Below are 22717 nucleotides of genomic sequence, written 5' to 3'. Positions count from 1 at the left end.
GGAGAACGATTTGGATTACCACCTTCAAGCTATGGCGGGGAAGTCACAGTATCCGCTATCGGAGGAACCGTTATCTCATACAAGCGCCAATGCATTGGCGGAAATCTGGGTGGAACCACGACCACAATCGTCCCGATCACGGGAGGATTGTGGTCTTTTTTATTTCAAAGGAGGAAATTATCATGAACAAACAAGCTGAAGCAGAAAAACGGAACCATCGTAAACTAGGACAGCAGCTCGAGCTATTCCTGAGCATGGAGGAAGCACCAGGCATGCCCTTCTTCTTGCCAAAGGGAATGGCACTGCGCAATAAACTGGAGGAATTATGGAAAGAAAAGCATGCCCAAGCTGGCTACGATGAAATCAAGACGCCGATCATGATGAAGCAGCAGCTCTGGGAACGGTCCGGTCACTGGGATCATTATCACGAAAATATGTATTTCTCCGAAGTCGATGATCAGCGCTACGCCATCAAACCGATGAGCTGTCCTGGTGCAGTGCTGATTTATAACAGCAAGCTCCGCAGTTATCGGGATCTCCCCCTGCGCTATGCCGAATTGGGCTTGGTGCACCGTCACGAACTATCCGGTTCACTGAACGGGCTTCTGCGCGTCCGATCATTTACACAGGATGACGCGCATCTATTCGTCCGTGAGGATCAAATCGAACAAGAAGTGGAAAAAGTCCTTCATTTGATCGATGATTTTTACAGCCTGTTCGGTTTCTCTTATGAGGTAGAGCTATCCACTCGTCCAGAAGATTTCATGGGTTCCCCCGCAATTTGGGATCAAGCGGAGGCTGCCTTGGAGAATGTCCTTGAAAGACAAGGGATCGCTTATAAGGTGAACGCCGGTGACGGTGCATTTTACGGTCCGAAAATCGATTTCCACATTCTCGACAGTCTCGGAAGAAGCTGGCAATGCGGCACTGTCCAGCTGGATTTCCAAATGCCGGAGAAATTCGGCTGCAGCTATATCGATCAGCAAAACAGCCGCAAACAGCCAATCATGATCCATCGTGCCATCTATGGATCGATCGAGCGCTTCATGGCCATTCTCATCGAGCATTATGCAGGCGACTTCCCCTTCTGGCTGGCACCGGTTCAGGCAAGCATACTCTCGATCAGCGATGCGCACGCAGAATATGCCAAGGCCGTTGGCGAGGATCTTCAAAAAGCAGGCTATCGCGTGTCCGTTGACGATCGTTCGGAGAAAATCGGGCTGAAAATACGGGAAGGCTCCCAGCAGAAAGTGCCTTATCTGCTTATTGTCGGGGATAAGGAGATGCAGGATAAAACAGTTGCTGTCCGGAAGCGGCCAGAGGGAAACATCGGGGAGATGTCTTTAGGTGATCTCCTGAAGCAATTCGAAGTATAAAAAAGGCGGATGCTCCCAGAGAGTATCCGCTTAAAATATGCCGATCAATTCCTTTGTATAATTGTGACGCTGATTATCATAAATATCTTCTTTATCAAACAAATCGAGCAGCTCGCCATCTTTCATGACTGCGATGCGCTGGCAAAGCTGATAAACAGCAGCAAGGTCATGGGAAATAAACAAGTATGACATAACTAGTGTTTCCTGGAGAGAAGCAAGAAGCTTCAATATCGCTCCCTGGGAAAGGACGTCCAGGCTTGCCGTTGGTTCATCCAGGACGATGAGCTTGGGCTCGATGCTGATGGCACGGGCAATGGTCACCCGTTGTTTTTGTCCGCCGCTCAGCTCATGCGGAAAACGATCCCCCAGCTCTTTTGGCAGTTCCACCGTTTCCAGCAGCTGCTGTACAAATGCTTGCTTGGAGGAGAAATGAAAGTGCCCTAGCTGAAGTTCATGCTGGAACTGCAAATATGGATCCAGCAGTGAATCTTTGATTCTCATCTTCGGATTCAAAGAGGCGGTTGGATTTTGGAAGACGGTCTGTACGTTGCGGCGATAGTTTCGAAGGTCTTTCCGGCTGGCATTCGCAAGGGGGTCTCCATTAAATATAATCGATCCGCCATCAATTGTCTCTACTCCCAACAGGCAGCGCGCCAATGTACTTTTTCCACATCCGCTTTCCCCTACCAAGCCTAAGCTTTCACCTTCGTGAATGGAGAGAGAGACATCATTGACAGCCAGCTTATCGGGAGTATAGCTTTTTTTGAGATCATGCATTTCGACAACGCGCCTCATTTGCTTATCTCCCTGACGCGCATGGGCAATGTCGGGGCAGCTTGAATCAGCTGCTTCGTATATGCATGTTCCGGCTGATGGATGAGCTTTTGTTTTGTTCCGACTTCCATGATCTTACCATCCTTCATGACAGCGATTTTATGGGAATAGCGAACAACATGGCGCCAATCATGTGTAATGAAAAGAATCGCACAGCCTGTTTTTTGCTGCAGCTCTTGCAGCAAGGAAAGGATCCTATGCGCAGATACGCTATCAAGCGCAGTCGTTGCTTCATCAGCAATCAGGATGTCCGGCTCCAAAAGAAGTGCAAGTGCGATAGAAGCACGCTGCAGCTGGCCGCCGCTCAGCTGGAATGGGTATCGCTTACCAAAGCTGGCATCCAGACCGACAGATTCCAGCGCCTCTTTCGTCATTTCATTACGCTTTTGCTTTTCTTTCACTCCATGTGTTTGCAAATACTCTTCCATATGCTGCAGGATCGTCAGGAAAGGTGTGAAGGAGCCGTGATAGTCCTGGAAAATATAACTGATTGCTTTTCCTCTCAACTCTTTCATTTCTTGTTTCGTCCGTTCAAGAATATTATCCCCTTGATAAATGACGCTTCCGGATGCACTTAGATTAGGTCCAAGCAGTTGACCGATCGCTTGTGACAGCATCGTTTTCCCGCTGCCGCTTTGACCAACGAGGGCGAACCATTCTCCTTTATCGATGGTAAGACTGACGTGATCCACAAGCGTTTTTTCTCCATGTGATACCGTTAAATCCTTGATTGATAAAATCATGGCTGCACCTCCTTTTTCACATCAAATTCATCTCGTAAATAGTCACCGAGAACATTCGCCACTAACACCACTGCAACGATGGCCAGTCCAGGATAGACCATCATTTCGGGGTTCGCCTGGAAGTAAGGCCTGGATTCATTCAGCATGGCGCCCCACTCCGGGGTCGGCGGCTGTGCACCAAGACCGATATATGAAAGCGAAGAAATGAGCAAAATGATTTTACCGAAATCCAAACTGGACAGGACGAGGACATTCCCGATGATATGCGGCATAAGATGTCTGCGCATGATCGTAAACGTGGACAGACCATTGATCCTGGCAATGGTGATATAGTCTTTTTGCACTTCTGTCAGCACTGTGCTGCGTACCATCCGGGCATAGTTGACCCATTTTACAAGAACGATGGCAAACAGCAAGTTACCAATACCCGGCCCCAGCAGACCGCTTAGCACAATGGCAATCACTGTATCGGGGAAAGCAAGGAAACCATCGGCGATCCGCATGAATAGCCGATCGACCCAGCCTCCCCGTATTCCTGCAAGCAGGCCGAAAGGAACACCGATCATAACTGCTGCAGCCAAAGCAATCAAACTGTAGCCGACAGTCAAACGGAATCCGAGTAAGAGCCTCGTGAGCACATCACGGCCTAAATGATCCGTCCCCATGGGATGCTCCCACGATGGGGATGCCAGCCGGTTCCCGACATCTGTCATGTTGGCATCATGCTTCAAGTAAAGGAACGTATATGCCGCCACTGCCAATGACAGGACCAAAAGCGCACTGATCAGCCAGGCCTTGGTTTTCTTTATTTTTTCAGGGGAAAGAGCCATGACACTCATCTAGCTGAGCTTCCTTTCTTTTAATCGAAGTTCAGGATTTACATATCGATAAGATAGATCCACTAATGTATTCACGATGAAGACAATAGCCGCCATCAGGACGATATAGCCTTGAATCAGCGGATAATCACGCTGACGGATAGAATCAACGACGAGCTTTCCTACACCGGGGTAAGCAAATAATACTTCCACCACGACAACACCGCCGATCAAGCTGCCCAGGCTGACACCGAATACCGTGATGACTGGCGGCAAGCTGTGTCGGAAAGCATGCGAGAAGAAGATGCGTCCTTCCGAAATACCCCGCGCCCTTGCCGCGCGGACAAACTCCTGTCCCAAGGAGTCCAACAGACTGGAACGGAGCAGCCGTACATAAACACCCGCAATAGCAAGTCCCAATGTCACTGCCGGCAGCACAAGGGATAGCAAGCTGTCACGTCCCATTGTCGGGAACCAGCTTAATCTGACAGCAAACATATCAATCATGATCAGTCCGAGCCAGAAACTGGGGACGGCAGCACCAATGATGGAGAAATAGCGGCTGACATGGTCGATCCAGCTATCCTTGTATAAAGCGGAAAGGGATCCCAATGGAATCGCGACCAGCAGCATGACGATCAAGGAACCGATGGTCAGCTCCAATGTAGCCGGAAGACCAGTCAGCAGCATCTCCGATACCGGCTGACTGGTGATATAGGAATTGCCGAAATCCAGACGAAGGAAATCCAGCAGCCACTTTCCATATTGGACAAGTAATGGATCGTTGAAGCCCATATCCTCCCTCAGCGCCTCCACCTGCTCTTGGCTTACATTCAGTTCATCCACATTCAGGATCGTAAGCGCTGGATCACCTGGTGCAAGGCGAAGGAAAAGGAAACTGAAGAAGGTGACGAATAAGACGAACAGTACAACCTCCAGCAATCTTCTCCCAATGATACGAAACATCACTTCACATCCAATTGATTTGTTATCATATAATATTCACTTCTTGTCGTGACCCAGTTCTTCACTTTCGTTTCATCATAGGCAACGAGCGTGTCTGGATAAATCACAAATGAATTGATTTGATTTTCATCTACGTAATCGGCAGCTGCTTCAGATAGCTCTGCACGCTTATCGGCATCGACTGTTACATTTAATTCATCGATGATCCTCGTCAGCTCTGGTTCATCTGCACCACTGAAATTCAAAGCTCCGTCTGGGTGATATGTGGCATTCAAGTAATATCCAGCATCACCACGAGGGGCTGTCAGGTTACTGTATGTGGCTAAATCCCAATCCCGATTTGATGCCATGTATTCTTCCGGGATCTCTATTTGACGCAGTTCCACGTCAATACCAAGCTTTTTCGCATCCGATTGGAATATCTGTGCGATCAATGGAAGGTCAGCCCTGGAAGAGTAGGTCAGCATGGTAAGCTCAAGAGGCTCCCCGTCTTTCTGCATTTTGCCATCCACGAGGGTATAGCCAGCTTTTTCAAGATATTCCTTTGCAACATCTTCTCCCGTTTCATGTTCACTATAGCTTGGCGCAAATGGCAGGGAGCCAGGGAACGGCCCTTTTGCCGGCTCTGCATATCCTAGCAATACAGACTGTGCAATTTCCTCCCGATCAATCAAGGCATCCAAAGCCTTGCGAACATTCACATCCTTCAGGGCTTCCCGCTCCATATTCATCGTCAGCTGGTGCACGCGGAAGGTTTCGGTCGATTCCACCTTCACGCCTTCCTTCTCCTCCAAGCTCCCGATGCTTTCCACTTCCGGTCGGAAGACGACATCCGCATCACCTGACTCCAAAGCTAAAGAACGAGCATTCGCATCTTCATTGAAGGAGAAGGTCACAGAATCAAGTTTAGCTTTTTCATCCCAATAGCCCTCATTCCGAACTAGCTCCAATTTACTGCCAGGCGTGAATGATTCAAGCTTGAAAGGGCCTGTCCCAATCGGATTATTGACAAAGTCGCCTGCTTCCACATCAATGATGGATACATTTGGGTTTACAAGCTCCGATACGAACTCAGGAAACGCCTGTGTATTCGTGATATGCAGGGTCCTATCATCCATTACTTCGATGGCATCGATTTTCAGTGCATTCTGGATCGCTACATTATCCTTCAAGGATCTTTCCAATGATGCTTTCACCGCAGCCGCATCCATCGGTTTTCCATTTTGGAAATCGATGCCTTCACGAAGCTTGATCGTCCACTCCCTCCCCTCGTTTGTGCCTTCCCAGCTCTCAGCAAGCCACGGTTCGATTGTCAACGTTTCCTCATTCAATCTGACCAGCGTTTCTGTCATTCCGGCACGCAGTGGTACATAACTGGAATCCACATTCGGATCCAAGGAATTGGTCGCAAAATTATATACGAAGGCGAGGTGCTTCTTGTCTCCTTCTGAATCGGCATTATCCGTACATGCTGCCAGCAGCAAGATAAGTATCGCCATTCCCAATGTCTTTATCAGAAATTTCCGCATCCGTTTTCCCCCTCAAATATATATGTATGCCAATAAATTCGTAATCATTACGTTTTGTATATTATCGTAACGATTACGTTTTGTAAAGTGAATTTTTACATAAAAAATAGCCCCTTCAATCGGAGCTATCCTTCATAGGCGCCAACTCTTCCTCGGTGAGCCACTTATGGTTTTTCACTTCTTCCCCTGTTGCCATCGACTTATAATTCACCATATACACCGTTGTATCCTCGACATCCTCCACAATCGCAGTGGCACCTTTCATCCCTTCCATATGGTCCGCCGTAAGCGTCGCCTCGATTCCTGGCTCTAGCGGATGTTCATCCGCTTCCTTCAGCTCTTCCTGGATGACCCAGCGATGATTATCCACATGCTCACCGTCCGTGGATGTATATGTCACTTCATATGCATATGTATCAAAGGCACCGACAATGGTCGCTTCTGCACCCTTCATTCCTTCCATATGATCGGCTTGGATGATTGCCTTGCTGCCAGGCGGGAATTTGGGATCCTCCGCTTCTTCAAGACCCTCCGGTAATTCACCCGATTCATCATGCTGCATATGATCTGTGTCATTTGAATGTACATGACCTTGCGTTTGCGGCTCATCATTTCCGCAAGCCGTAAGCATCAAAACGGCTGCAAAAAGAATCATCTGTATTCTCATGCGATTCTCCTCCTTTGCTGCTACTAGTATGTATCACACTCTCACTTCCCTATACCCTTCCGCCTCTTTGGTTAACTACAGGCTATCATATACAAAGAAGGACAGTCTATCGACTGTCCTGAAGGGATCTTGTAATGACGCTTTTATAATAAAGCACAGATAACATACCAAAAGCGGAAAAAAGCAAAGCAAATACAATCATGACTGTCACCATCGGCAGCCATAAAGAGGTGCCAAACCAAAACCATCCGGACTTCACTGCAAAATAACCATGAGACAACCCTATGGCAAGAGGAATCCCGAAATGAAAGAGCTGCTTGCGGACAATTCCCTTACGCAAATCTGTTTTCGTAAATCCGATCTTGCGCAATATCATGTACGTAGGCCGCTCCCTATCACCTTCGTCCATTTGCTTGATGTATAGAATACAGCCGGAGGTAAGCAAGAAAGCAAGTCCCAAAAATCCGACGATGAACATGTACAGACCCATTGCCAGCTTGCTGGATTCCAAAGCTAGCTGCTTGGACATAGCCCATCCCTCTATGTTCAGCTTAGAAAATAACTTTACGGCTTCTTTTTCATCTTCCTCATCCTGGAGAGTGATGAAGTAAAGTGTCTGCTGCTCAGCTGCATCATCATGTCGGAGTTTTTGAAAATCAGCTGCAGCGACTACTGCTGCAGGACCGCCGTACGTCACGATAGTTGGCAGCGGAGAACGGTTTACAATGTCTTCCAAATGCAAATGTACATCTCCACCAGCTGGATGGACAACTATTTCTCCTGCATGGAACGTTGCAGCTGCATTCGATCGGTCATCATCCCCTGCTAAGATGACATGACCAGTTTCTACATCAAACCCAGCTTGCTCTGCCGGAATGAATGTCATATTCTGCAGGGATGACATGTTACTGTCTTCTTCGAGGATTGCTGATATGTCGGCATCCAACTGAACAATGTCTTTTTCTTCCCCTTTAAATCCGATTGCTGCTTTGTCCAGCTTCTGGCGGAATTGCTGCTGATCATCATTGGATTCGAAAGAGAAATCTGCCCCTCCAGTTGCAGAATCAGCATCTTTTCCAACAGAATAATAGGATATGGAGCCAAGGGATAGAAAACCGATTGCCAGTGCCATGACTGTCGTGATGACCGTGAGTAAGAAAGCATTCGTGCGCATCCGGAACATAATCGAACCAATCGACAGCACCTGTTGGATTGTCAAATACCCTTGCTTGCTTTTTCGAATAATAAGGAGCAGCAGCGTGACAGAGCCTTTATAGATAAAATACGTTCCGATCATGGTACTGGCCAGTGTGTATCCCATCATTCTTGTCAAAGCTGCAAAGTCCCCAAAATCACCATCGAAGAGAATCGCAGAAGTATAATAACCAGAAGTAATCAACAGGATTCCTGCAATCCCGATGGCAACTTGGTACCAAGTGACACGCTGATCAGGAGATTCTGTTTTATTTTGCTGCTGGAATAAAGCCAGCAGCGCTTGTCTCCCGATTTGCAGGGTAGTCATCACCATGAGCAGTACATATAAGATCATGATCACTATCACTGTTTGGCCGACTGCTTGCCAAGTGAACTTCAGAACAACAACCTGACTCATTCCAATCATCTTATACAAAATCATCATCATCAATAGTTTGGATCCTATAAACCCGGTTAATATGCCTGCCAAAAGACTCCCAGCATAAAGTATGGCATTTTCCATCATGAACAAAAAACTGACTTCCCTTTCGTCATCCCGGCCAGCTGATACAATCCGATCTCCTTTGTTCTCCGCTTCAAAAACAATCCGTTCGCATACAGAAGGAACACCGTTACAATGAATACAAGCAAATAAGAGGCTACTTCAATACCCGCCTGCACTTTGAATGAATCGTCCAATTCTCCGGCCGCGGCCTCGTATTGCAGGGTGACAAAGGCAAAATATAATGCCGTACTGCAGACAAGTGCAAAAAAGTATAAATAATAGTGTCGCAGATTTCTTTTTATATTTCGGAAGATCAGTTGATGAATAAACATATGACACCTCCCAAAAAAGAAAAGGGCTGCATGCAGCCCCTTATGAAAGTGATTGTTTAATGACTTTGTTGTAATGGACAACAGAAAGGATGCCAAAGATCGAATACAGAATTGTATAAATGATCATTACGATGATCATCGGTGTCATCATCACCGAACCGAACAGGAACCAGCCGGACTGGACAGCAAAATAGCTGTGCATGAGCCCGAGGACAAGCGGAATACCGAAGTTGAACAGTTGCTTGCGCTGGATGCCCCGGCGAAGATCCGCAGTCGTGAAGCCAAGCTTGCGGAGGATCGTATAATTTGGTTTCTCGCTTTCTGCTTCATCCATCTGCTTGAAGTACAGGATACAGCCAGACGTGATCAGGAATGTCAGGCCGAGGAATCCTACAATGAATAAAGCCAAGCCCATCGTCGATTTCTGCTCCTTAGCGGCGTCGATTCTGGATTCACTATTATCCTTTGCCTCAAAATCCAAATCATTGAATATAGCATTCGCCTTTGTCAATTGATCATCATCTTCAATCGTATAACCGAAATACCAGTGATAGCCTTGATTCAAATCTGGATTGATATCCTGCTTCAGCTCCTGGAACAGTGCGTCATCGACTATCATTGTCGGCAATCCGCCCATGGTGTAATAATTAGAAATCGGGTATTCGTCCTCCATGCCTGTATAATGCAGTGCTGTTTCCTTCTCTTTCCCATGGATAACTACATCTCCCTTGTCCTTCAGAGACATGAAACGCTGCAGCAGCTCATTATAGCCGGTCAATTTCAGCTCATCCGGCGCCACATCCAACCCTGCTGCCTTCTCGCTGATGACAGCCGTATCCATCATGGAAGCATTAAAGTTCAGCTCCAGCTCCGTCTGCAGGATTTTCTCGATATTGAGCTGTACGGTATACACTTCCGCTTTGTCTTCTGTATAAGCGATATCATTATCATCCATTGCCTGACGGAAGGCTTCGGCATCTTTTTCTGTCAATAAGGAGAAATCTGCTCCACCCGTATAGTTATAAGCCATTTTTTCAGCGGAATAGAACGTGATATAACTCAAGGAAAGCAGTCCGATGGCCAATGCGGATACTGTCGTGATGATGGTTAGAAGCGTTGCATTGGACTTCATCCGGAACATGATGGATGAAAGGGACAATACCTGCTTGATGTTCAGGTAACCGCCCTTTTGCTTTCTGACAAGGCTTACCAGGAAGGCGACAGACCCTTTGTAGAATAAATAGGTTCCAAGGATGACAGAAAACAAGATAAAGAACATGACTCCGAATAATTCCTTCATAGAGGTGAAATCTCCATCGAATAGCTTTCCGGAAACAACATAACCTACCGCAATCAGGGCAATGCCGCAAATCCCGATGATGATCTGGAAAACAGACAGCTTTCTTGCTGTCAGTTCTGTCTTTGATTTCACGTGGAACAATGACAGGATCGTCTGACGTTTAATGAAAAACAAATTCATCAGCGCAATGAGTGCATAGATACAAATAAATACGATCAAGGTTTGAAGAAAAGCTGTTGTTGAAAAGGACAAGGAAGCTATCCCTTCCACCCCGGTAGCCTTAAACATCACCATGATCAAGAGCTTCGAGCCGATAAACCCTAATATTATTCCGAAAACGAGGCTGCCGAAATAAAGAATGGCATTTTCCGCACTCAATATAGTGAAGATTTTATTCTTCGTCATCCCGATCAGCTGAAACAGACCGATCTCCTTACTGCGCTGTTTGATAAAGATCGTATTGGCATACAGCAGGAAGATAGCGACGATAAATACAAGGAGTACAGAAGCAGTGGCGATACCCGCTCCGCCTTTCACCGATCCTTCCACCGGATCCATCGACTTATCATATTGCAGGGTAACAAAGGCAAAGTACAAACCGGAACTGAAAATCAGGGCAAACACATACAAATAATAATTACGGAGATTCTTCTTCAGATTGCGAAATATCAGGCTATTAATGCTCATTTTGCACCCCGCTGAGGACACCTTGCGTGGACATGATATCCCTGAAGAAGGCTTGGCGCTCCTGCTGGCCTTTGTTCAGCTGCGTATAGATCTGACCGTCCTTGATGAAAATGACGCGGCTGCAATAGCTGGCTGCCGCCGGATCATGGGTGACCATGACGATGGTCGCTTTCCGGTTGACATTCAGCGAGCTAAGCTTATTAAGCAAGTCGGAAGCCGATTTCGAATCCAAAGCTCCCGTCGGTTCATCAGCGAAAATGATGCTCGGCTCATGGATGAACGCACGGGCAGCAGATGTCCGCTGCTTCTGACCGCCGGAAATTTCACTTGGGTATTTGTTTTGTATCTCCGTGATGCCAAGCTGGTCGGCTACTTCTGCAAACATGCGATCTGCTTCTTTTTTCGGCACTTTCTTGATGGAAAGCGGAAGCAGTATATTCTCCTTCACTGTCAGCGTATCAAGCAAGTTATAGTCCTGGAAGACAAACCCAAGATGGTTTTTCCGGAACTCGGCCAGCTTCTTCTCTTTCATATTCGTGATTTCATTATTCTGAATCAGGATCGTTCCGCCGCTGGCACGATCAATGGACGAAAGCACATTCAATAGCGTTGTCTTACCAGATCCGGATGACCCCATGATACCGACGAATTCCCCCTCCTCGATACTAAGGTCGACTCCTCGCAGCACCTCCTGTTTATTGAATTTATTCCCGTAATTCTTCTGGACTCTTGTCGCTTCTAGAATTCCCATCCATTCGCACCTCTTTATCTGATTTGTTACCTCAAGTATACGGATGCCCCGGGATATGCTCCTGCTTTTCAGCTAACAAATGTACAAAAGCGTGTGACAATCCTGTCACACGCCCATCATGCCGACCATTTCATTTCGTTTTGGGAAAGTGAGCGTAAAGCATGTGCCTTTTCCTAAATCAGATACTGCGTCTATTTCGATCCTTAGCGGTTTTGCTGCCTTTTTGGTCAAATAAAGCCCCATGCCGGTGGCAGCTTTATCGTGTTGGATGGTAGATGTAAAACCCCGATCGAATATACGCGGCAAGTCCTTTGCATCAATCCCGATGCCCCGATCTTCGATGCGGATGCGTACATGTCCATCGACTTTCTCGCTTGAAATGGAAATATCACTGTTTTCACTATACTTCACTGCATTGGATAATAACTGCCGCATAATGAACGTGAGCCATTTCGTATCACTCAGCACCACTTCCTCCTCCAGGTCCAAGTCGAAACCGATTCCCTTCTGCATACACCACGAGCGCAAGGTCCGGATCTCCTGGCTGATGACAGCATGTAGATCAATCTTCTCGATGAATAAGTCATTCTCGATAAATGTAATGCGCTTTTGATGGATCTGTGTGTCCAACAGCATATGTACACGCAGCCATTCATACGTCAGCTGCTGCTTCAACGCCGCATCTTCCACCCGCTCAAGGATCAGCTGCATGGCAGTCAACGGGGTTTTCACTTCATGGATCCAGGAAAGCAGTTCATCCTTCTCCCTTTCCAATGACTCCTGGCGATCGGCAGCAGTACGATTCAAGAAGTTGACCTGTTCATGCAGGCTTTCATGAACAATGTATTCATATGGTCGATCCGGTTCTGGCAGCGTCGAGGCGTCCAGACTTTTCTCCCAATCCCTCAACCCGCGATAATAACGCGTTTCACGATGATATCGAAAAAATAGAAAGACGATCAGCAGCAGCCAGAACAGCAATAATATATAGAGTATGGAATCGAAAGGAATCGTTGTATCCACATACGCAATCAGTACAAGCAAGCCTGAAAGCAAGACAAACATACCAAGCCAGCTTGCCTTATCCCGAAGAAACTCCCGGATCATGGCCTATCTGCCTCCAGCGCGCAATAACCCTGTCCCACTTTTGTTTCGATTTGCTGTCCCAGGCCGATCCCATCCAGTTTCTTCCTCAATCTGTTCACATTTACCGTCAATGTATTATCACTGATGAAGCGTTCGTCATCCCACAGGCTTGTAATCAGCTTCTCACGGGAGACAATCTTGTTTTTCTGCTCTACCAGGAGCTTCAGGATGAACATCTCATTTTTGGTAAGTTCCACTTTTCCAGCATCATTTTCCACTTCATTCTTTTCATAATCAACCGTTGCGCCATTCCATGTCTTCAATGTAACTTTGTCCGTACTGTAATTGTAGACGCGGCGCAAAATAGCTTGGATTTTTGCGATCAGCACCTCAAAATGAAATGGCTTCTGGACAAAGTCATCCCCGCCAAGCTGCATCGCCATGACCATATCCATCGGATGATCCCTGGAGGACAGGAAGATGATCGGCACATTGGAATGCGCCCTGATCATCCGGCACCAGTGAAAACCGTCGTAGCTCGGCAGCTGGATATCGATGAGTACAAGCTCCGGCTGAACGGATGAGAATGTTTCCATCACCTGTCCGAAATCATCTATTCCATACACCTCATAGGACCATTGCGTCAAACGGGTCCGAATTTCTTCAAATAGACTTTTGTCATCCTCGATCAGTAATATCTTAAACAACGTATGTCACCTCATTCGTCTTCCATGAAATTGTAACGAATACCCAATGTTTTTACTAGCACCCTTTGGTAAAGATTGTTTCTATATCTGGCTTGTGCTAGAGTTTTCTCATATAGAAAAAGCGAGGTCCTGCACGATGTTCGATCCTACTGTATTTGATAATTTGAAAGTGGCTTTTGAGAATCAGCTCTATGATTTGGATAATCTGGACAAGGAGATCACTGTCGTTTCCCGTCATGACCGGATGGAGATGGCTTCCATGTCACGTGAATTCCGGCTCGGTTTCACATTGCGGGAAAATGCGGAAGTGACCGCTGAAATCTGCCTGGAAGCATCCCTCCTTGATTTAGCGGATGAGATATTGGAAGTACCTGATAAAAACCCCGGCTGTACATTACGCCTTTTCTTCTATTTAACAGTGGAAAATCCCGAGACGGAGTGTCCTGTCATCGAATCGATCCTGAACCAAATATGGACACCGCCGAGACGTCCGGAACAAACGCTGCAGTATATATATGATAAACAGCAAAAGCATTATCAAAACGCAGTGGAAGTGCGCTTCGATAGAAAAATAAACGAAAATCAGATGGGTGATCTCCCCAATCTGATTGATCATATCCTCGACTCCTTGGAGGCTCTCACCACATAATAGAAAACCCCTGCAGTGCATATACTGCAGGGGTTCGTTTATTTTTTCCGAAGCTTTACATGATCGACATTCAACCAAGCATTTGCTTCGGCTTTATCATAGATACCGATCTCCAGTTTGCCATCCGTGACTTTGATATTGTCAATCGTCACCTTCGTCCAATCGGACAATGCACCAGGTATGCTCTGTTTCAGCTGTGTACCGCCGTTCTTCACATAAAGCTCAGAGTCTGTATGCGTACCGCCTGCCTTCACCCAGGCTGTCAGTTTATACGTGCCGCTGGATAGCCCGTTCAATTGCTGATAGATGGACGCTTCATGGGACTTCGTATCCCAGAAGGATATTTTGTAGCTTCCATCCAGTGCATCGCCTTCCGATTTGACTGCTGTATCGCTTGTACCCGAAGCAATCCACTTCACCCAATCGGATGGACTGCCTGCAGATCCGCCAGCCTCAAAACTGGCATTTTTGGCATAGTTCGTCTGCGCAGCTGTATTCGGTGTACCAAAGATCTTCAAAGCTTCCAAGGCATTGCCTTTAAAATCGAAGACAGCCTGATTATCCCACTCATTTCCCGGCTGATCCTTCACACCGAGATAATTCATCCCTGCAGCCGTCGCCCATGATACCTTTCCATCGTACCAGAGCGGTTCCCAGTAGAAGAATCCAGTCCCTTTATCATTGGGGACTTGCTGAATGGATGTCACCAAATCCTTCATAAAATCATGCTGCCCTTTCGGCGTCGCCGCATACCCGGCAATTTCAGCTTCTTCCTGACCAAAAGCATTTTCTTTAGCATCTGCATTGCCTGCTGTATTTCCATATGCTGTTTCGACAACGATGACGTCTTTTCCATAACGCTTGGAGATGTTATTCATATTCATTTCCAAGTCATCCAAGGTGCCGTGCCAATATGGATAATAGGAAATACCGATTGTATCGTATTCGACATTGCGCGCTGTTATTTCATCAAACCACCATTTGAAGGTCTCATAATTTCCGCCCTCTGCCAAATGCAGCATTAATGTTGTGTCCTTTGGCTCTGTATCCTTCACCGCTTTGATGCCCGACTTAAGGAAAGCTGCCAGTCTATCGAATTCTCCGCCGCCTTCACCCCAGCTCTTTCCATAAGGCCATAGCATGCCGCTATTCAATTCATTGCCTATCTGGACCATATCCGGATAGACATTCTGTTTTTTCATCTCCGCAAGAACACTGTACGTGTAATCATATCCCTTCGCATTCAGCTCATCAAAGGACAGACCCAGCCAGCTTTTAGGCAGATTCTGTTTTCCTGGATCCACCCAAAAATCGCTGTAATGGAAATCGAGCAGGACTTTCAAACCTTTTGCTTTGGCACGTTTGGATAACTCGATTGTCGTTTTCAAATCATTTGTACCCGCGCCATACGTATTGCCGGCTGCATCTTTCGGATCATTCCAGATGCGCAGTCTGACATAATTGGCTCCATTATCCTTCAAAATCTGCAAAGGATCATTCTGGACGCCATTCTCATAGTACTTGGCCCCTGCTTTCTCCATGTCGGCAAGTGTCGATATGTCTGCACCGCGTATGAAGGAGCTGTCATAACCAGCAGCAGAAGCAGGCTGGACAGCCGCGAAAGCACTCGAAAAACTTAACAGCAAGACAAACAGAAATGCCAGCTTCCTTTTCAAAAGATTCCCCTCCTATTTATTTGAGCTGATCGATGACGTAATCCACCGCTTTTTTCGGATCGCGGGTCAAGCTGATGTATTCCGCGCCTTTTGTTGCTGCCAGCTTGATACCGAGACGATCGGTGTCTTCTTTGATATCTTCAAAATACGATCCGACCTGAGGTGCCAGGATGACCATATCGTAGTCTTGCATGATTTCATAATGGGAGCCATATGCGCCGGCAGATGCAGAAATCGGCACACTGAATCGTTCAGCTCCTTCTGTCAATGCTTTAGCCAGCATGGCACTCGTGCCTGCGCCAGCACAGAGGACAAGGACGTTGGTCGGTTTCACTTCATCGGATACGGCTGTCACTTCCGATTCTGCTGCTTGCGTCGCTGCAATGCCGCTCACTGCTGCAGACGCAGCTGGCTGTGTACTTGCTGCAGCTGCTTCCAGCTGCGCGTTACGCGCCTCCTGCATGACAAGTTCTTTATCATATACCTTACAGAATGGCAGGTATATCAGGAAATCGACGACGATCAAAGTCAAAACCAGCACAAATGACCATAATCCCATGCCGGTTCCGAGCACAAGCCCTATCGGTGCCGGCGTGGCCCAAGGCAGGACGTACATGAAGCTGTTCATGCCGATGACATCGACGAAGAACTTGAATATACATACGTTTATCATCGGTGTGAGCAAGAATGGTATGAAGAAATACGGGTTCAGGATGATCGGCGCTGCAAAAAGCAAGGGCTCATTCACCGCAAAGCTGACGGGTATGAAGGAGGCCTTACCTACTGCCTTCAGCTGCTTGGATTTCGCCAGGAGCATGAAAATGAATGGGACGACAAGTGTGGCTCCTGTCCCCCCCATTGTCCCGACAAAGTTCCCAAGTCCTACTGTCAGTACATTGGATGCGTGTTCCCCCGCATTATAAAGCTGAAGGTTCGCCTCGACATTGACATAAATGATGGCTGCAATGGCAGGCTCCACAATGGATGGACCATGTACACCGACAAACCAGAAGAACGCCATCATGCCCCAGATGATCATAATCCCAAGATAACCATCTGCTGCTGTGAATAAAGGAGAAAGCAGTTTGACAAGAGCCTCGGCAAATGGCACATTCAACGCTGACCGAACGATCAAGTCGATCAACACCATGCCAAGGACAGAGAAGGCGAAGGGAAACATATCCTTGAATGTCTGCGAGATGGTTCCCGGCACTTCTTTCGGCATTTTGATCGTAATATTCTTCAGCACACAGAAACGATAGACATTAACTGTTATGAAAGCGGATACAAATGATGCCAATAAACCTTTCGTTCCCATGTATTCGGAAGAGAATCCTCCATCTATCTGCGAGACACTCAAAAGCATGAAGCCAACGATTGAAGCCAGCATTGCGGATGTCGAGTTGATCACTTTGTTCTTCGGCATCTTCCGATTCATGGACTCACTTAAGCTTCTGGCAGTGGTAGCAGAAACAAGCAGGCCCACCACACCCATGGAGTAGTTATATACCTTCCATAGCCATGTCGAGACATTTTCCGGCCAGGCAAAGCCCAGCACCTCCGGCAAAGCTGCCAAAAGGATGAAAATACTCGCAAATAAAATAGCCGGCATCGCTGTCAGGAAGCCGTCACGCACTGCTCCCAGATAGATATTGCGGGAAACCTTTTCGAAAAATGGCTTCCCTTTTTCAATTTGACCGATTATTCCTTTCATCCCACTTCCCCCTTATCAGCTCGTTTTGCGGTAGAGCTCGACGAAGTCCTGAACGAGCTCCCGAAGAAGCAAAGTCGTCATCAAATGATCCTGACCATGGATGAAGATGAACCCGATATCCATGTCCTTGCCTGCAGCCTCTTCTGCCAATATCTGTGTTTGTGCATTATGAGCCAATTTAAGATTTTCATCGGCACTTTTCAGCTCTGCTTCCACATTTTCAAAGTTACCGGCACGCACCTCACGCAGCAGCTTCATCAAAGAGCTGCGGGCATCCCCGGCATATGCGACAATCTCAAAACCTAACATCTGCAACGATTCCTTTGTCATGTTAACCCTCCTAAAACGCTTTCATCCTACTGCTTGGAATGGCACGGCAAACAGCGTCCGCCGTGCCGGCACTCAATTGATCATCTTTGTCTCGCTCAGGCGCTTATACCAATAAGCGGAGGCCTTAGGGTAACGCTTCTGCGTCTCGAAATCCACGTAAAACAGACCATAGCGTTTATTGTAGCCGTTTGTCCAAGAGAAGAGATCCATCAAGGACCAGAGGAAGTAGCCTTTCGCATTCACACCATCTTCTATCGCCTTGCCGATCGCTTCGAGATAGACTTTGAGATAGTCGATCCTCGCTTCATCCATGATGACCCCATCTTCAAACTCATCCTTGTAGCCCATCCCGTTTTCGGTGATATATATCTTGTTATAATGCGGATAATCCTCTTTGATCCGTACGAGAATGTCGTACATCCCTTCTGGATAAATGAGCCAGTCCCAATCGGTGCGTTTCAGTCCTTCTTTGTAGATTCGTTCCCCGATCCCTTTCACTTTATAGACAGAAGTCCCTTTATCCCCTGTTCCATTGTGGTGGATCTGCGTCTCGCCATCATACGCTTTGACGAAATGGCATTGATAATGGTTGATTCCAAGATAATCATTTCTCCGGGATGCCCTCTTCATGATTTTGAAATCCTCATCAAGGAATTCATAACTCGCGCCATTAGCTTCGGCGATTTCCTCTAGCGCCTGCATCGTCTTCTCCGAATAGTATCCCAGATAGGTAGCATCCAGGAGAAAACGGACGGATAGCGCATCATCCAGAAAAGCTGCATGCCGATCCTCGGGAGAATCAGTTGCCGGATACTTTGTTTCCAATGAATGCACAACCCCGATTTCACCAGGGTGATTATTATCTTTGAACAAGTTGACTGCCCGAGCATGGGCGACCATCATATTATGCAGACATTGGATGATTTTTGAGAAATCACTTTTTATGGATGGAGGGAAAGTCCCCAGTAAGTATTGGTTGGTCGCCACCGGATAAATTTCATTGAATGTGCTCCAATGACGAACTTCATGGAACTCCTTGAAACAGAATGCTGCATAATCGACGAAGGCATCCAAGTTATCCCGATTCAGGAAATCACCTTTATCGAACAAAGTCTTCGGTGTATCGAAGTGATGCAGGGTAACGAAAGGTATTATATTCCGCTTCTTACATTCCGCGAAAAGATTGTGGTAAAAATCGACACCTTCCTGATTCACAGCTCCCGTTCCATCAGGGAAAATCCTGGTCCAAGCAATGGAAATACGGATACCATTGACTCCGAATTTTTCACAAAGCCGGATATCCTCTGGATACTGGTGATAGAAATCACTGGCAGGGTCCGGGCTGAAGCGTCCTTGCTTTTCCAGGAATTCATCCCAGGCCACTGCCCCCTTGCCGCCTTCCTTTGTCGCGCCTTCTGCTTGATAGGCTGCTGTCGCTCCACCGAATATGAAATCCTCCGGCAACTTATACATGATGGATTCCTCCTCAAATTGTTTGTTCGAACAGAAATATAATGTTTGTTTTTGTTGTCTTTCGTTTATTGTAAACGGATACAACAATAGTGTCAATGATATATTTCTAAATACCAGGAATTAATCCAATCATATCCAACTAAAGATGTTCGATTTTGTTTATTTATATTGACTGCATAAAGTTGCATATGATAAGTTATGTTTAAAGTTTCGAGGTGAAAATAATGTTGAAAAGAGAGCGCTTATTAAAAATAGTGGACATCGTCAACAAAAAAGGAATCATAACAGTCAACGATATCATCCACGATTTGAATGTTTCGGATATGACAATCCGCAGGGACTTAGATGAATTGGATAAGGCCGGTAAGTTAGTAAGGATACATGGCGGAGCACAAAGTATCACCCATGCAATGGATCAGGAACTATCCCATGTGGAAAAGCTTGGCGTCCAAGTAGAGGAAAAGACACAGATTGCAGCCTTGGCCGCCTCTCTCGTCAGCGATCGCGATACCGTTTTCCTCGGGCCGGGGACGACAATCGAACTGCTTGCCCGTCATTTGCTCCAAAAGAAAATCAGGATCATTACGAACAGCTATCCGGTATTTGAAATCCTGACACAAAGTGATACAGCTGAAATCCTCCTGATCGGCGGGGATTTTCGCAAAAATACCGGAACCTTCGTCGGACCGCTGGTCAATAGCAGTTTGCAAAAACTCAATTTCACCAAAGCTTTCATCAGTGCAAACGGGGTCCATAACGAAGAGATTTCCACATATAGTATCGAGGAAGGAGAAGCACATCAAATCGCACTGAACAACTCCCGCAGTAAATACTTGCTTGTCGATCATACAAAATTCAACCGGGAAGACTTCTATGTATTTTATAACCTGCACGATATGGATTATTTGATAACGGACGATCAGCTTCGCGAAGATGTTCAGTCCCATTACGAACAATATGTCGAGGTTCAGCTGCCGAAGAAGGCTTAAGGAGGAGAAGGAATGAAGGGCGTCATATTCGATTTCAATGGCACTATGTTTTTGGATTCCCACTTACATGAACAGGCTTGGTTCCATATGGTCCGGAAATATGCTGCTGGATCCATTTCGGATGAAGAGATTTTCAAGAATATACATGGTCGTACGAATAGTGAAATCCTGCGGCATTTTGTCAGTAAGGAGCTGTCTGACGATGATATCAGGGAGCTGTCCGATGAAAAGGAAGGTTTTTACCGGGAGCTCTGCCTGCAAAACAAGAAGGATCTTGTGCTTACGAAGGGCTTAACGGATACTTTGGATCATTTGAAAGCACAGGATATACCTCGAACAATTGCAACAGCCACAGTCAAAGAAAATGTTTCCTTCTATTTTGATGTTTTTAAGCTGGACAGGTGGTTCGATTTCAATGCCGTCACCTTCGATGATGGCAGCTTCCCTGGAAAGCCTGCTCCTGATATCTTCCTGATTGCAGCCAAGAAACTGGGGCTGCAGCCAAGCGAGTGCCTTGTGGTCGAAGATGCCTTTTCTGGTTTGACAGCAGCCAAGGAAGCCGGCATCGGTACGGTCATCGCAATCGATCCTTTCGGAAAGAATCATGAAGCCTTTAAACAAAATCAGCTCGGATGCGGCGGTATCATTCAAGATTTCACCACATTCCGTGAACTTCTGCTCGTTAAATAACAGAACCCCTCATCCCATCGATGAGGGGTTCTTCCGTCATGCCCGCGCTGTCTTCCCTAATTCCTTGCCAAGTCCAAAGTAATGCCGGAAGTTATAAATGAGCGGACTCCATTTACCAGGATCGATATGATGCCCTTCCTTTATAATGTCTTCTTGTGCATGAATGGCTGCAGCTTCCACTTCCGCAATAGCAATGCCCTCCATATAGTCAGGCTCCCGGATATGCCTTACTTTCCCTTCTATCTGTATAGGGCATTCTGCAATGGCATCCGCACTCACCGCTGAAGATTTTTTTCCAGTCAGACCAGCAGCCTGGAATTTATCTTTTACATAGACACAGCCATATGCCGCTTTTCCTGGAGGAACCATTTCTTTACCGGTGCAGGCAGCAAGGCTTTCCACCCGCTCCCATAAATCCGGACCCGGAATATTCAGCACACATTCACCGCGCTGCTTCAAGTTTTCATATGCTTTCCCCTCTGCACCAAGGCCAATGACAAGAAAATGATCCAATGCCCATGAGGAGGAAATCGGACTGATATTCGTGGACCCATCTTCATTCATTGTCGTAAGCAGGATGACTGGGTTGCCGTAATATAAGATTTTCGGATTGATTGTTTTATGTACCATAATTTGCTACTCCCCTTTCCATTTTTAGCTTAAAATATAGATACTGCGAACGTCATCGAAATATGGATGTCTGGAAAGGAGAATCGATTTGCATATGCAGCACGTTGCCGCAGCTGCCAGTCTGCTCAGTGAAGAATCACGAAGTATCATGCTTACCATGATGATGGATGGCCGATTCCATACCTCAGGTGAGCTTGCCCGGGCTGCCGGCATCACGCCTCAAACAGCAAGCTTCCATCTAAAGAAGCTGGAGGAGGCTGGATTCCTGTCACGAGCGAAGCAGGGGCGCCATCGCTATTATGGATTAAAGGATCCCGCCATTGCGCAGGTCATGGAATCACTGCTGACAATCACCCCGCCGGTTCAAGTCTCCTCCTTCAATCAGGCAGCAGAGGATCAGGCCATCCGCTTTGCCCGGACCTGCTATGATCATCTGGCTGGTTCCCTTGGCATACTCGTTGCAGAAACGCTTGCCTCGAATGAATATGTCAGGAAAGAACAAGAACAATTCACCTTAACCCCCATGGGAGAAGCCTTCTTCTCAAGCTTTGGCATCGACTTGCGAACACTACGAAAAAAAAGACGTTCATTCTGCCATTGCTGCTTGGACTGGAGCGAGCGTAAGCATCATCTGGCTGGTTCCTTGGGGAATGCATTGCTGGAACGCTTTTTTGAATTGAATTGGCTGAAAAGAAAATCCGGATCACGCGCACTCCTTCTCACGGAGACCGGGAGAAGCGGATTCGCCGAGGTTTTCGATTTGGACACTTCCAATCAGCATAAAACACATGACAACAAGGTTTATTTACGATAAAATGTGCATAAGATAACAACGATAAAAAAGACCGCTCGGTGCTGGTAACACCAAACGGTCAAGCAATAGCAAGGATTCCTCAAAGGAATCAGCCCACAAATGCGAAAAATAACCTACCCATCATGAGCCGTCACTCAAGGGTGGTTATTTTTTTTGGTTTTTATCAGACATGATCGCAACGATGAGCGTACCGAAAGAAATCATCAGTGTCAGCGTCTCGAATACTGTCAGAGGCATCACCTCCCTCCCTGGAGGGA

General features: G+C 46.8%; 23 protein-coding genes. 5 read left to right on the top strand and 18 right to left on the bottom strand.

Annotation, left to right across the window (positions count from 1 at the left end):
* Positions 1–89: 89 nt before the first annotated feature.
* Complete coding sequence (thrS, locus tag CHH53_RS09140) at positions 90–1376, top strand: threonine--tRNA ligase (protein ID WP_095215811.1); 1287 nt, start codon at positions 90–92, stop codon at positions 1374–1376.
* Positions 1377–1406: 30 nt separating this feature from the next.
* On the opposite strand, the gene CHH53_RS09135 is transcribed toward thrS, so the two are convergent.
* The 12 genes from CHH53_RS09135 to CHH53_RS09080 form a co-directional block, all read right to left on the bottom strand.
* Entirely contained in the window at positions 1407–2171 is a 765-nt protein-coding gene (locus CHH53_RS09135; protein ID WP_095215810.1) for an ABC transporter ATP-binding protein, read from the bottom strand.
* Positions 2168–2953, bottom strand: a complete 786-nt coding sequence (locus CHH53_RS09130) for an ABC transporter ATP-binding protein (protein ID WP_095215809.1) — start codon at positions 2951–2953, stop codon at positions 2168–2170. The genes CHH53_RS09135 and CHH53_RS09130 overlap by 4 nt, the downstream gene beginning before the upstream one ends.
* On the bottom strand, positions 2950–3792 hold the full coding sequence (gene nikC / locus CHH53_RS09125; protein WP_095215808.1) for a nickel transporter permease: 843 nt from the start codon (positions 3790–3792) through the stop codon (positions 2950–2952). Before nikC ends, CHH53_RS09130 begins: the two co-directional genes overlap by 4 nt.
* The gene (gene nikB / locus CHH53_RS09120) at positions 3793–4737 is read right to left on the bottom strand and encodes a nickel ABC transporter permease (RefSeq protein ID WP_095215807.1); all 945 of its coding nucleotides are present in this window, start codon (positions 4735–4737) and stop codon (positions 3793–3795) included.
* Positions 4737–6266 carry a nickel ABC transporter substrate-binding protein gene (nikA, locus tag CHH53_RS09115; protein ID WP_095215806.1) on the bottom strand — a complete coding sequence of 510 codons (1530 nt, stop codon included), beginning with the start codon at positions 6264–6266 and terminating at the stop codon, positions 4737–4739. Before nikA ends, nikB begins: the two co-directional genes overlap by 1 nt.
* Before the next feature lie 115 nt (positions 6267–6381).
* Positions 6382–6933: a YdhK family protein gene (locus CHH53_RS09110; RefSeq protein ID WP_095215805.1), complete on the bottom strand. Its 552-nt coding sequence runs from the start codon at positions 6931–6933 to the stop codon at positions 6382–6384.
* Positions 6934–7039: 106 nt separating this feature from the next.
* A complete protein-coding gene (locus CHH53_RS09105) occupies positions 7040–8575 on the bottom strand; it encodes an FtsX-like permease family protein (protein WP_143594484.1) in 1536 nt (511 codons plus the stop codon).
* A gap of 74 nt (positions 8576–8649) precedes the next feature.
* The gene (locus CHH53_RS09100) at positions 8650–8964 is read right to left on the bottom strand and encodes a hypothetical protein (RefSeq protein WP_095215803.1); all 315 of its coding nucleotides are present in this window, start codon (positions 8962–8964) and stop codon (positions 8650–8652) included.
* Between the two features lie 40 nt (positions 8965–9004).
* Positions 9005–10951: an ABC transporter permease gene (locus CHH53_RS09095; protein ID WP_095215802.1), complete on the bottom strand. Its 1947-nt coding sequence runs from the start codon at positions 10949–10951 to the stop codon at positions 9005–9007.
* A complete protein-coding gene (locus CHH53_RS09090) occupies positions 10941–11702 on the bottom strand; it encodes an ABC transporter ATP-binding protein (protein ID WP_095215801.1) in 762 nt (253 codons plus the stop codon). Before CHH53_RS09090 ends, CHH53_RS09095 begins: the two co-directional genes overlap by 11 nt.
* Positions 11703–11807: 105 nt before the next feature.
* Entirely contained in the window at positions 11808–12809 is a 1002-nt protein-coding gene (locus tag CHH53_RS09085) for a sensor histidine kinase (RefSeq protein ID WP_095215800.1), read from the bottom strand.
* Positions 12806–13495, bottom strand: a complete 690-nt coding sequence (locus CHH53_RS09080) for a response regulator transcription factor (RefSeq protein ID WP_095215799.1) — start codon at positions 13493–13495, stop codon at positions 12806–12808. Before CHH53_RS09080 ends, CHH53_RS09085 begins: the two co-directional genes overlap by 4 nt.
* 136 nt (positions 13496–13631) lie before the next feature.
* Here CHH53_RS09080 and CHH53_RS09075 point away from each other — a divergent pair, with 136 nt between their 5' ends.
* Positions 13632–14144 carry a hypothetical protein gene (locus CHH53_RS09075; protein WP_095215798.1) on the top strand — a complete coding sequence of 171 codons (513 nt, stop codon included), beginning with the start codon at positions 13632–13634 and terminating at the stop codon, positions 14142–14144.
* A 38-nt stretch (positions 14145–14182) separates the two neighbouring features.
* On the opposite strand, the gene CHH53_RS09070 is transcribed toward CHH53_RS09075, so the two are convergent.
* The 4 genes from CHH53_RS09070 to lacG all read right to left on the bottom strand — a co-directional run bounded on the left by CHH53_RS09070 (position 14183) and on the right by lacG (position 19337).
* Positions 14183–15820, bottom strand: a complete 1638-nt coding sequence (locus CHH53_RS09070) for a glycoside hydrolase family 53 protein (RefSeq protein ID WP_198946040.1) — start codon at positions 15818–15820, stop codon at positions 14183–14185.
* Between the two features lie 16 nt (positions 15821–15836).
* A complete protein-coding gene (locus tag CHH53_RS09065) occupies positions 15837–17534 on the bottom strand; it encodes a PTS lactose transporter subunit IIBC (RefSeq protein WP_095215797.1) in 1698 nt (565 codons plus the stop codon).
* A gap of 15 nt (positions 17535–17549) precedes the next feature.
* Complete coding sequence (locus CHH53_RS09060) at positions 17550–17864, bottom strand: PTS lactose/cellobiose transporter subunit IIA (RefSeq protein WP_095215796.1); 315 nt, start codon at positions 17862–17864, stop codon at positions 17550–17552.
* Between the two features lie 72 nt (positions 17865–17936).
* Positions 17937–19337: a 6-phospho-beta-galactosidase gene (gene lacG / locus CHH53_RS09055; protein ID WP_095215795.1), complete on the bottom strand. Its 1401-nt coding sequence runs from the start codon at positions 19335–19337 to the stop codon at positions 17937–17939.
* Positions 19338–19561: 224 nt separating this feature from the next.
* Between lacG and CHH53_RS09050 the strand changes: the two genes are divergently transcribed.
* Positions 19562–20326, top strand: a complete 765-nt coding sequence (locus CHH53_RS09050; RefSeq protein ID WP_095215794.1) for a DeoR/GlpR family DNA-binding transcription regulator — start codon at positions 19562–19564, stop codon at positions 20324–20326.
* Between the two features lie 12 nt (positions 20327–20338).
* A complete protein-coding gene (locus tag CHH53_RS09045; RefSeq protein WP_095215793.1) occupies positions 20339–21016 on the top strand; it encodes an HAD family hydrolase in 678 nt (225 codons plus the stop codon).
* Positions 21017–21052: 36 nt separating this feature from the next.
* On the opposite strand, the gene CHH53_RS09040 is transcribed toward CHH53_RS09045, so the two are convergent.
* Positions 21053–21646: a flavin reductase family protein gene (locus CHH53_RS09040; protein ID WP_095215792.1), complete on the bottom strand. Its 594-nt coding sequence runs from the start codon at positions 21644–21646 to the stop codon at positions 21053–21055.
* A gap of 94 nt (positions 21647–21740) precedes the next feature.
* On the opposite strand from CHH53_RS09040, the gene CHH53_RS09035 reads away from it, so the two are divergent.
* A complete protein-coding gene (locus CHH53_RS09035) occupies positions 21741–22460 on the top strand; it encodes an ArsR/SmtB family transcription factor (protein ID WP_095215849.1) in 720 nt (239 codons plus the stop codon).
* A 144-nt stretch (positions 22461–22604) separates the two neighbouring features.
* On the opposite strand, the gene CHH53_RS17650 is transcribed toward CHH53_RS09035, so the two are convergent.
* Entirely contained in the window at positions 22605–22697 is a 93-nt protein-coding gene (locus CHH53_RS17650) for a putative holin-like toxin (protein ID WP_233134979.1), read from the bottom strand.
* Positions 22698–22717 lie beyond the last annotated feature (20 nt).

The organism is Terribacillus sp. 7520-G (genome assembly GCF_002271665.1).
Lineage (GTDB): Bacteria > Bacillota > Bacilli > Bacillales > Amphibacillaceae > Terribacillus.
This window is presented reverse-complemented; position numbering and strand designations above follow the sequence as displayed.